The following is a 2,419-nucleotide window of genomic DNA, read 5'->3' as shown; positions in this document are numbered from 1 at the left end:
GTCCGCTCAGGTTGCTGGCGAAGTAGATGCGATCCCCGACAAGTTCAGGGACCAAAAAGAGACGCGCAGAGAGAAATGATTCGATCCGGTACATTTTCCTTCCTTCAATGAATGATTATTCGATATCGCTGATTTCAACCAATCCCAGCCAATAGCCAAAGCCCAACCCGATGAAACACCCCAGGAGGGCGGTTCCCAGGTGCAGGGGACCCATGCTGAAAAATTCCAGTTCCCAGCGGACACCCAGAGCATGCCCACCCCAGAATCCGATCCAGGCCATGGTCAGGTAAAGGAGCATGTGCCCCGCGCCGCCGCCGCGGATCAGGTGCAAGAGGGTGCCGAAAATGCTGGAGATAAGAATTCCAAGGATCAGGCCAGGGTAGGTCATGAGGTTAGTATATCATTAGGAAGTGGCAAGTGTGCAAGTGGCACAGCACTTAGTCTTCGTAACCAGGGATGGATTTTAATTCCTGGAAGAAGTAGTCTTTATCGTCTTCTTTTTGGATGCCTTCACCAGCGTCTGTGGCGAGGCGGATATAGCCGCCTGTTTTGGCGACATCACCTGAAACGAAACAGGCACGCGCCAGCGCCTCGTAGGCAAAAGCCAGATCGAAATAGTCAAGATTTTCATTCTCGCAAAGTTCCAGGCAGCTCTTGGCATATTTATAAGACATCACGCCAAAGCCCAGAACGGCGTATACGCGGGCAATTTGCCAGTCGCCGCGGGCGAAATTGACCGCTTCACCGATCTGGCCCCAATGGTAACGTGAAGTGTGTGCTGTGCGGATCATCTGCAAATCTTCTTCTTTGCTGCGGTCTGGTTTGTCGAGCAGATCCCAGGTCTGGTTGAAGCAGTCGACGGCGAATTTGCGGTGCATGTCTTTGGTTTCCATTGGTTTTTTCTCTATGGCTGTGAATGTTGGCGATCAGGTGATGATGCCGCCGCCCAGGCATATGTTGTCTTTGTACATTACCGCGGCTTGGCCGGGCGTGATATCTCGGAGAGGTGCATTGAATTTGATGTGAAGTTTTTGTTCTGGCAGCGGGGTCACCCATCCTGTTTCGAAGCGAGCTTGATAGCGGATTTTGATCTCTGCCTCGAAGGGCTGTGTGGGCGCGGCTTCTGCAATCCAGTTGACATCTTTGGCGGTCAATTCGTCGCATCCTAATTCATCTAAGGGGCCCACGACCAAAGTGTTGTGTTGCGCATTCTTTTCGATCACATAGAGCGGATGGGGGGAGGCGATGCCCAGCCCGCGCCGCTGCCCGATGGTATAGAATGCCAGCCCATTGTGCTGCCCGATTTCCTGGCCGTTGGTGTTCACAATCGAGCCAGGGTTGACGATGGTGGGGATATTGCGCTGCAGGAATTCCTGGTAGGAACTTTCTCCCAAGAAACACAGGTCCTGGCTGTCGGAGCGATCGGCGACCGGCAGGTTGTATTTTCGGGCCAGGTCGCGTACTTGGGGCTTGGTATATTCCCCAAGCGGGAACATGGCATGAGAAAGTTGTTTCTGGTTGAGGATATGCAACACGTAGGATTGGTCTTTGTATTGGTCGACCGCTTTGAGCAACTGAATTTTGCCGCTGTCTGCGGTCTGTAGCCGCGCGTAATGCCCAGTGGCCATAAAATCGGCCCCCAGGGCCAGCGCCCGCTTGAGCAAAAATTCCCAACGGATACGGCGATTGCAGACCAGGCAGGGGTTGGGTGTGATACCCTGGTTATACCCGTCTATGAAATATTCAACGACTGTCGAGCGGAAGACGTCTTTGGCGTCAATGGCATAGAAAGGGATTTCCAACTGGGCGGCGATGCGCCGGGCCAGATTCATGGCGTCGATGGTGCAACAGCGGTTTTCAGCTTCGCTGCCGGGCTCGCTCCACAGGCGCATCATCATCCCGATGACCTCGTACCCTTGCTCCTTCAACAAGGCCGCCGCCACCGAGCTATCCACACCGCCGGACATGGCTACGACAACTTTTGGATTTGAGTTCATAATGTTATTACCACAGATAATTGAGACACATAGGAAACTAGATTAGATTTCCAATTGTTGAATTCTTGTGTCTAATCGCAAATTACAATTGAAAATCTTGCGGTATGCAACTCTAATAATTTTATCTGAATTCATCTTATTCATCTGTGGTTTAGTCTCTTTTTAATTTTGCATTTTGGAGGTGGTTTTAGATTGCGGATTTGGATGCGGGGGCTAGCGAAATTGATAAAAAAAAACAGGTATCAAGTTTTGGATAATAACGCGATTGAGCAAGACAATTTGGAGTCATTGGATAATTACCACAGATAAATGGGATGAATAGGATAGGTTTTTAATTTTCAATTTCTTTCCAATTTTTCACCAATGAACACTTTTTATTCAGATGTGGATTTTAACGATTACTCGGGTAAAAACTGCTCATT

3 protein-coding genes are annotated in these 2,419 nt (G+C 50.0%); all 3 read right to left on the bottom strand.

The window, feature by feature from the left end; genetic code table 11:
• Positions 1-115: 115 nt before the first annotated feature.
• From HN413_00135 to mnmA, 3 genes are read right to left on the bottom strand one after another with little or no spacing between them, the layout of a single operon-like run.
• The gene (locus HN413_00135; protein ID MBT3388795.1) at positions 116-388 is read right to left on the bottom strand and encodes a hypothetical protein; all 273 of its coding nucleotides are present in this window, start codon (positions 386-388) and stop codon (positions 116-118) included.
• Between the two features lie 49 nt (positions 389-437).
• On the bottom strand, positions 438-893 hold the full coding sequence (locus tag HN413_00130; protein ID MBT3388794.1) for a hypothetical protein: 456 nt from the start codon (positions 891-893) through the stop codon (positions 438-440).
• 33 nt (positions 894-926) lie between these two features.
• Positions 927-1,997 carry a tRNA 2-thiouridine(34) synthase MnmA gene (mnmA, locus tag HN413_00125; protein ID MBT3388793.1) on the bottom strand — a complete coding sequence of 357 codons (1,071 nt, stop codon included), beginning with the start codon at positions 1,995-1,997 and terminating at the stop codon, positions 927-929.
• Between the last annotated feature and the right edge of the window lie 422 nt (positions 1,998-2,419).

Source organism: Chloroflexota bacterium, assembly GCA_018648225.1.
Classification (GTDB): Bacteria; Chloroflexota; Anaerolineae; order Anaerolineales; family UBA11858; genus NIOZ-UU35.
This window is presented reverse-complemented; position numbering and strand designations above follow the sequence as displayed.